The 9,246-nt window shown below is 75.8% G+C and carries 2 protein-coding genes; both read right to left on the minus strand.

All coding sequences use genetic code 11. From position 1 onward, the window contains the following. Positions 1-6,653, minus strand: a 6,653-nt coding sequence (locus ACFWJ4_RS39720; RefSeq protein ID WP_380553850.1) for a type I polyketide synthase, incomplete at its 3' end; no start/stop codon positions are given. 100 nt (positions 6,654-6,753) lie between these two features. After that, positions 6,754-9,246, minus strand: a 2,493-nt coding sequence (locus ACFWJ4_RS39725; protein WP_380553847.1) for an SDR family NAD(P)-dependent oxidoreductase, incomplete at its 5' end; no start/stop codon positions are given.

A 9,246-nucleotide genomic window follows, 5' to 3' on the forward strand; every position in this document is an offset into this window, starting at 1 on the left:
ACCACACCGAACGAACGCCACACCTCCGCCAGCGACACCATCACCGACCACAGCACCGGCTGCACCACATCGACCCGGGCGAGCAACCGCTCCGAGCCCAGCGCCTCCGCCAACGACCAGTCCACGTAAGGCGCCAGCGCCCGCCCGCACTCCGCCATCCGTTCCGCGAACACCTCCGATTCGGCCAACAGCTCCGCAGCCATCCCCACCCACTGCGAACCCTGACCCGGGAACACCAGCACCGAACGGCCGTCGACCGGGCGACCGCCGTCCCACGCTCCCGAGTCGTCGTCGGCCATCCGGCCCAGCAGGGTGTGGAGTTGGTCCCGGTCCCCGACCAGTGCCTTCCGGAACTCGAAGGCGGTGCGCGTGTGCAGGGCGGATCCGATGTCGCGCGGGTCGACCCCGGGGTTGCCGTCCAGGTGGCGGCGCAGCCGGTCGGCCTGGAGGCGCAGTGCCTGCGGGCTCTTCGCCGACAGCAGCCAGGGCACCGCCGGCAGGGGGGTGCGCTCGGCCGGCGGGCCGTCGTCCTCCAGGGGGGTGTGTTCGAGGATGGTGTGGACGTTGGTGCCGCTCAGGCCGAAGGAGGACACTCCGGCCCGGAAGGGGCGGCCGTGGGACGGCCAGGGCTGCTGCTCGGTCGCGAGGGCCAGCGCTCCGCGCGTCCAGTCGACGTGGCCGGAGGGCCTGCCGACGTGCAGGGTGCGGGGCACCTGCCCGTGCTGCATGGACAGCACCGTCTTGATGACCCCTGCCACACCCGATGCCGCCTGGGCGTGGCCGAGGTTGGACTTGAGGGAGCCGACCAGCAGGGGCCGTCCGGCGGGCCGGTCCTGGCCGTAGGTGGCCAGCAGGGCCTGCGCCTCGATCGGGTCGCCGAGGGTGGTACCGGTGCCGTGCGCCTCCACCACGTCCACCTCGGACGCCGTCAGGCCCGCGTCCGCGAGCGCCGCCCGGATCACCCGCTGCTGCGACGGACCGTTGGGGGCGGAGAGTCCGTTGCTGGCGCCGTCCTGGTTGACGGCGGAGCCGCGTACCACCGCCAGTACCGGGTGTCCGTTGCGGCGGGCGTCCGACAGCCGCTCCAGCAGCAGGACGCCGACGCCTTCGCCCATGCCCATGCCGTCCGCGTCGTCCGAGAAGGCCTTGCAGCGGCCGTCCTCGGCGAGTCCCCGTTGCCGGGAGAAGCTGATCAGGGCGCCGGGGGTCGCCATCAGGGCGACGCCGCCGACCAGGGCGAGGGAGCAGTCGCCGCCGCGCAGGGCCCGGCCGGCGTAGTGCATGGCGACGAGTGAGGAGGAGCAGGCCGTGTCGATGGTCACGGCGGGGCCTTCGAGGCCCAGGGTGTAGGCGACCCGGCCGGATACGACGCTGGGTGCGCTGCCGGTGAGCAGGTGGCCGTCTCCTTCCTCCGACTGGGCGACGACGGCCGCGTAGTCGGCGTAGTTGACGCCGGTGAACACTCCGGTGCGGCTGCCGCGCAGGGCGGCCGGGTCGATGGCGGCCCGTTCGATCGCCTCCCAGGTGGTTTCCAGGAGCAGCCGCTGCTGGGGGTCCATGGCCAGGGCCTCGCGCGGCGAGATGCCGAAGAACTCCGCGTCGAAGTCGGCGGCGTCGTGCAGGAAGCCGCCCCGCCGGGTGGTCGAGGTGCCGGGGCGGTCGGGGTCGGGGTCGTAGAGGGCTTCGATGTCCCAGCCGCGGTCGGTGGGGAAGTCCGAGACGGCGTCGCCGCCGTCGGCGAGCAGGCGCCACAGGTCTTCGGGGGTGCCGATCCCGCCGGGGAAGCGGCAGGCCATGGACACGATCGCGATCGGCTCGTCGTCGGGCGCGGGCGGGTGCGCGGCGGCGTCCGGGGCGGCGGGGTCCGGGGCGGCGGCCTGCCGGCCGAGCAGTTCGGCGCGGATCTCCCGGGCGAGCGCGGTGGACGACGGGTGGTCGAAGATCAGCGTGGACGGCAGCCGCAGCCCGGTGGCGGTGTTGAGCCGGTTGCGGAGTTCGACTGCGGTGAGGGAGGCGAAGCCCATGTCCTGGAACGCCGTGCCGGGCCGGATCGCGTCCACCGAGGGATGGCCGAGGACGGCTGCCGCGTGGGTGCGGACCAGGTCGAGCAGCAGGCGGTGCTGTTCGGATTCGGCGAGGGCGGCGAGCCGTTGGCGCAGCAGTGCGGCGGCGGGTGCCTCCGTGTCACCGGTCGCGGCCTCCAGGGCACGGCGGGCTTCGGGGATGCCGGTGAGCAGCGGGCTGCGGCGGGTGGAGGTGAAGACGGCGGCGAACTGCTCCCAGTCGACGTCGGCGACGGCGAGTACGGTCTCGTCGTCGTCGAGTGCCTGTTGCAGGGCGTGGACCGCGAGGTCGGGGGCGATCCGGGGCAGGCCGTGCTGCTCCAGTTTGAACAGGTCGGCGTCCTCTCCGGCGATGCGGTCCTGGAAGGGGTTCTCGGCCTGCCAGATGCCCCAGTCGACGGTGGTGGCGGTGAGGCCGCGGGCCCGGCGGTGCTGGGCCAGGGCGTCGAGGTAGGCGTTGGCCGCGGCGTAGGCGCCGTGGTCGCCGCTGCCCCAGACTCCGGCGATCGAGGAGAACAGGACGAAGGCGTCGAGTTCGCGGTCGAGCAGGGCGTCGAGGTGTTCGGCGCCGGCGGCCTTGGCGGCCACGATCTGTTCGAACGCGGACATCGGTGTGCCGTCCAGGGGGGCGAGCGCGACGAACGCGGCCGCGTGGACGACCGCGGTGACCGGGTCGCCCGCCGTGTCCAGGCCGGTGAGCAGTTCCGCCACGGCCCGACGGTCCGCCAGGTCGCAGACGGGCAGGGTCAGTCGTACGCCGAGGGCGGCCAGTTCCGCGGCGAGTTCGGCCGCGCCGGGTGCCTGGGGGCCTCGGCGGCCGGGCAGGACGAGGTGGGTGGCGCCGCTGCGGGCCAGCCAGCGGGCGAGGTGCGGGCCGACGGCTCCGGTGCCGCCGGTCAGCAGGACGGTGCCGCGGGGCTTCCAGTGCTTCGTACGGCTGTCGTTCCGGGGGGCGCGCCGGAGGCGGCGGGCCAGCAGGCCGGTGGGGCGCAGGGCGAGCTGGTCCTCGCGGCCGAGGCCGTCCGGACCGGTGCCGGGGGCCGTCAGTGCGGCGGCGAGGCGGGTCCTGGCGCGGGCGTCGAGGTTCGGCGGCAGGTCGATGAGTCCGCCCCAGCGGGCGGACAGTTCCAGCGCGGCCACCAGTCCGGTGCCCCAGACCAGTGCCTGGCGGGGGTGGGTGACCGGGTCGTCCGGGCCCGTGGACACGGCCCCGGCGGTGGCGCACCACAGGGGTGCGGTGAGGGCGAGGTCGCCCAGGGCCTGCACCAGGGCGACGGTGAGTGCCGTCCCGGTGGGCAGGGCCGGGTGGTCGGGGTGGGGCCGGTCGGCGACGGCCAGCAGCGACAGCACGCCCGTCGGGACGCGGTCGCCGAGAGCGGTGGCGAGCGTGTCCGCGAGGTCCGTACGGCGGACGGCGTCGGCGGTGAGTTCGGCCGTGACGACGGTGGCGCCCGCTTCGGTGAGGGCGAGCAGCGGGCCGCGTACCCGTGCGTCGTCGTCGTGTCCGGCGGGCAGGACGACGAGCCAGGTGCCGGCGGCGGGGGTGGCGGCCGGCGGGTCGGGCAGGGGCTGCCAGCCGATGCGGTAGCGCCAGGAGTCGATGACGCTCTCGTCGCGCCGCTGTTTGCGCCAGCCTCGCAGGGCGGGCAGGACGGGGGCGAGGGCGTCCTCGTCGACGGCGAGGTGGGCGGCGATCTCGGCCGGGGCGTCGTGGTCGACCATGTGCCAGAAGGCCGTGTCGTGCGGGTCGGCGGCGGCCGGTCCGGTGCCGGGCGCCGCCTCCGGCTCCAGCCAGTAGCGCCGCAGCTGGAAGGGGTATCCGGGCAGGGCGGTCGGGCGGGCGCCGGTGCCGGCGTACACCGCGGACCAGTCGACGGCCGCGCCGGCCACCCACAGTTCGGCGGCCGAGCGCAGGGCCCGGCGCGGTCCGCCGTCGTCGCGGCGCAGGGTGCCGACGACCACGGGCGGCTCCTCGGCGCCGGTGGCCTCGGCGGTGTCCTGGAGGGCCATGGTCAGCACCGGGTGCGGCGACACCTCGACGAAGACCTCGTGGCCCTGTTCGATCAGGGAGCGGACGGCGGCATCGAAGCGGACGGTCCCGCGGAGGTTGCGGTACCAGTAGTCGGCGTCCATGACCGTGGTGTCGAGCCGGTCGCCGGTGACGGTGGAGAACAGCGGGATCCGGGCCGGGAGCGGGCGTACGCCGGCCAGCGCGGCCAGCACCTCGGACCTGATCCCTTCGACCTGGGCCGAGTGCGAGGCGTAGTCCACGGGTACGGACCGGGCCCGTACGCCCTGCGCGGCGCAGTCGGCGAGCAGTTCGGCCAGGGCCCGGGTCTCCCCCGAGACCACCACGGCGGCGGGCCCGTTGACGGCGGCCACCGACAGCTTCTCGGCCCAGGGGGCGATCTCGGCGCGGACCCGGTCCTCGGGCAGGGACACCGCGACCATGCCGCCGAATCCGGCCAGCGCCCGGATGGCCCGGCTGCGCAGGGCGACGACCTTCGCCCCGTCCTCCAGGCTCAGCGCTCCCGCCACCACGGCGGCGGCGATCTCGCCCTGGGAGTGCCCGACCACGGCGTCGGGCCGGACGCCCCAGGACTCCCAGTGCGCGGCCAGTGACACCATCACCGCCCACAACACCGGCTGCACCACGTCCACCCGTTCCAGGGAGGGTGCCCCGGGCGCGCCCTCCAGGACGGCGGGGAGCCGCCAGTCGACATGGGCGGAGAGGGCGGCGTCGCAGGCGGCGAGGCGGTCCCGGAAGGCGGGGCTGGTGGCGAGCAGGTCCCGTGCCATGCCGGCCCACTGGGAGCCCTGGCCGGGGAACACCAGGGCCGTCCGGCCCTCGACGACCCGGCCGGTGCCCGCGACGACGTCGGCGGGCGTGGCCGGGGCGGGAGCCGGGGCCGGGCCGGTGGGGAGGTCCGTGCCCGGTCCGGACAGGGCGGCGAGGCCGTCCAGCAGTGCGGGGCGCCCGTCGCCGATCACCACGGCCCGGTGTTCGAAGGCGGACCGGGTGGTCGCCAGCGAGAACCCGATGTCGGCCGCCCGTGCGGGCGCGTCCGTGGCGAGCCGGGCGCGCAGCCGGGCCGCCTGGTCCCCGAGCGCGGACGCGGTGCGGCCGGACAGCACCCAGGGCAGCACGGCCCCGGGCGCGCCCGGCCCGGCGGCGGTGTCCGGCCCGTCGGTCACGGCTTCCGGCCCGTCGGTCACGGCTTCCGGCCCGTCGGCCGGTTCCGGCTCCGGCGCCTGTTCGAGGACGACGTGCGCATTGGTGCCGCTCATGCCGAACGAGGACACCCCGGCCCGGCGCGGCCGGTCGACGGCGGGCCAGTCGCGGGCCTCGGTGAGGAGTTCGACGGCGCCCGAGGACCAGTCGGCGTGCGGGGTGGGCGCGTCCACGTGCAGGGTGCGCGGCAGGACGCCGTGCCGCAGCGCGAGAACCGTCTTGATGACCCCGGCGACCCCGGCAGCGGCCTGGGTGTGCCCGATGTTGGACTTCAGCGACCCCAGCCACAGCGGTCGGTCGGCGGGCCGGTCCTGGCCGTAGGTGGCCAGCAGCGCGTCGGCCTCGATCGGGTCGCCGAGAGTGGTGCCGGTGCCGTGCGCCTCCACCGCGTCCACGTCGGACGCCGTCAGGCCCGCATCCGCGAGCGCCGCCCGGATCACCCGCTGCTGGGAGGGGCCGTTGGGGGCGGTCAGGCCGTTGCTGGCACCGTCCTGGTTGATCGCCGAACCGCGCAGCACGGCCAGCACCGGGTGGCCGTTGCGGCGCGCGTCCGACAGCCGCTCCAGCAGCAGCATCCCCACGCCCTCGCCCCAGCCGGTGCCGTCCGCGGCCGCCGCGAACGGCTTGCAGCGGCCGTCGGCGGACATCGCGCCCTGCCGGCTGAACTCGACGAACACCGCCGGCAGCGCCATCACGCTGACCCCGCCGGCGAGGGCGAGCGAGCACTCCCCGGCCCGCAGGGCGCGCGCCGCGAGGTGCAGCGCCACCAGCGAGGCCGAACAGGCGGTGTCCACGGTGACGGCGGGGCCTTCGAGGCCGAGCGCGTAGGACACCCGCCCGGACATCACGCTCATCGAGTTCCCCGTCATCAGGAACCCCTGGACGGCTTCGGCGGCGCCGGAGCCCAGCGTCGCGTACCCCTGGTCGATGGCTGCGGCGAACACCCCGGTACGGCTGCCCCGCAGGGTGAGCGGGTCGATGCCGGCCTGCTCGACGGCCTCCCAGGACGCCATCAGCAGAAGCCGCTGCTGCGGGTCCATCGCGACCGCCTCGCGGGGCGAGATACCGAAGAACTCCGGGTCGAAGTCCGCCGCGCCGTCCAGGAACGCCCCCCGCCCGGGGACGGTACCGCCGGACGGCCAGGCGGTCTCCCAGCCCCGGTCGCCGGGGACGGGCGCGACGGTGTCGCGGCCTTCGGCGAGCAGTTCCCACAGGTCCTCGGGGGTGCGGACACCGCCGGGGAAGCGGCAGCTCATCGCCACGATCGCGATCGGCTCGCTCGTGCGGGCCTCGGCCTCCCGGAGCCGCTGCCGGGTGTCCCGAAGGTCGATGGTCACCCGGTTGAGGTAGTCACGCATCCTCTGGTCGCTCACTGGACACCGCTGCTTTCGTCTCGGGCTGCTCGGGTCTCGTCTCGGACTGCGCGGGACGCGCAGGGTGCGCGGAACGGTGCCCTGGTCATGCGGATCCCAGCTGCCGGTCGATGTAGTCGAACATCTCGTCGTCGCTGGCCGCCTCGATCAGGTCGGGGGCCAGGTCGTCCACGTCGCCCGTGGGGCGGGCGGTGGTGGCCGTTGTCCGGCCGGGCAGCGGGCGGGACAGCACTTCCCGTATCCGGGCGGCGAGTTCGTCGCTGACGCCGTCCGGCGGCAGGGCGTCGAGCAGGGTCTCCAGGGTGTCGAGCCCGGCCCGGACCGCCGCGTCGCCGGTCGGGCGGGCGGCGGTGACCCGCTCGGCGAGGTGGCGTGCCAGTGCCTCCGGGGTGGGGTGGTCGAAGACCAGCGCGGCCGGCAGCCGCAGCCCGGTCGAGGACACCAGCCGGTTGCGCAGTTCGACCCCGGTGAGGGAGTCGAAGCCGACCTCCTTGAACGGGCGGGCCGGGCGGATCAGGTTCGGCGAACTGTGGCCGAGCACCGCCGCCGCGTTGCCGCGCACCAGGTCGAGCAGGGTCCGGTGCAGCTCGGCCTCGGGCAGCTCGGCGAGCTGCTGCGCCATCGAGCGGGCCGGTGCCGCGGCGGAGGCGGCGGCCGTACGGGCGGGGCGGGCCAGGCCGCGGAGCACGGCGGGCAGCCGGTCGTCCGCCCGCAGCACGGACGGGGCGATCCTGGCCGCGAGCCGGTAGGCGTACGGGGAGTCCAGCGCCGCGTCGAACAGGGCGAGGCCCTCCGCCGAGGTCAGCGCGCCCGCCCCGGCGCTCCGGCCCGCGGTGACCGCGGCGGTCATCCCGCTGCGCTCCTCCCACAGGCCCCAGCCGATGGACAGGCCGGGCAGCCCCTCGGCCCGTCGTTCGGCGGCGAGGGCGTCGAGGACCGCGTTGGCGGCGGCGTAGTTCGCCTGCCCGGCCGCGCCGAACTGGGCGGCGCCCGAGGAGAACAGGACCAGCGCCGCGAGGTCGAGGTCCCGGGTGAGTTCGTGCAGGGCCAGCGCCGCGTCCGCCTTGGGCCGCAGGACGCGGTCGAGCCGGTCCGGCGTCAGCCCGGCGATCGTGGCGTCGTCCAGAACACCGGCCGCGTGGACGACGGCGGTGAGCGGGTGCGCGGCAGGCACCGACCCGAGCAGGGCGGTGAGCGCGGCGCGGTCGGCGACGTCGCAGGCGGCGACGGTCACCGAGGCTCCGAGCCCGGTCAGTTCCCGCTCCAGCTCCGGCATTCCGTCGGCGGATCCGCCCCGGCGGCCCGCCAGCAGCAGGTGCCGGGCGCCGTGCGCGACGACCAGGTGCCGGGCCAGGAGCCGTCCCAGGGTGCCGGTGGCCCCCGTGACCAGGACGGTCCCTTCGGGGTCCGGTGCAGCGGGCAGCAGCAGGACGTTCTTGCCGACGCCCCGGGCCTGGCTGAGCGAGCGCAGGGCGGCCGGGGCCTGCCGGACGTCCCAGCCGGTGACGGGCAGGGGACGCAGCACCCCCTGCTCGAACAGGTCCAGGATGTCGGCGAGCATCTCGCCGATCCGCTCCGGACCGGCCTCCATCAGGTCGAACGCCCGGTAGCGCACCCCGGGGTGCTGCCGGGCGACCGTCCCGGGGTCGCGGACGTCGGTCTTGCCCATCTCCACGAAGCGGCCGCCGTTCGGCAGCAGCCGCAGACCGGCGTCGACGAACTCCCGCGCCAGGCTGTCGAGTACGACGTCGACGCCCCGCCCGCCGGTGGCCGTCAGGAACTTCTCGGCGAAGTCGGTGGTACGGGTCGAGGCGATGTGCTCGGTGTCCAGTCCGCCGGCCTTCAGGACGTCCCACTTGGCGGGGGAGGCGGTCGCGAACACCCGCGCACCGGCGTGCCGGGCGAGCTGTACCGCCGCCATGCCGACACCGCCGGCCGCGGCGTGGACCAGGACCGATTCGCCGCGCCGCAGTCCGCCGAGATCGAACAGACCGTAGTAGGCGGTGAGGAACACCACCGGCACGGATGCGGCGCGGGCGAAGGACCAGCCCGCCGGTATCCGGGCGACGGTGCGGCGGTCGGCGACGGCGGTCGGGCCGAACGCGCCCCCGAAGATCCCCATCACCCGGTCCCCGGGCACCAGGTCGTCGACACCCGGGCCGACCTCGATGACGGTTCCGGCGCCCTCGCTGCCCAGGCCCTGCTGTTCGGGGTCGGGGTCCAGGCCGAGCGCGGCGATGACGTCGTGGAAGTTCAGCCCGGCGGCGCGCACCGCGATCCGTACCTCGCCCTTGCCCAGCGGGGCGAGGTCCGCGGGCGCGGGCTCCGCCGCGATGTCCTCCACGGAGCCCCGGCCGTCGGTGGTGAGCCGCCAGGGAGCGCCGTCCGGCAGGGACAGCGTGCCGTCCGGCCGTCCGCCGCGGACCAGCCGCGGCAGCAGCGGCGGGCCGGTCCGCAACGCCAGCTCGGGTACCCCGGTGGCGAGCGCCGCAGGCAGGGGGTCCGCCGGCTCGCCGGTCCCGGCCGCGACGTTCAGGACGAAGCGCCCGGGGGGCACGGCCCGCGCGCTGCGCACCAG

Source organism: Kitasatospora sp. NPDC127067 (genome assembly GCF_042724755.1).
Taxonomy (GTDB): domain Bacteria; phylum Actinomycetota; class Actinomycetes; order Streptomycetales; family Streptomycetaceae; genus Kitasatospora; species Kitasatospora lactacystinica.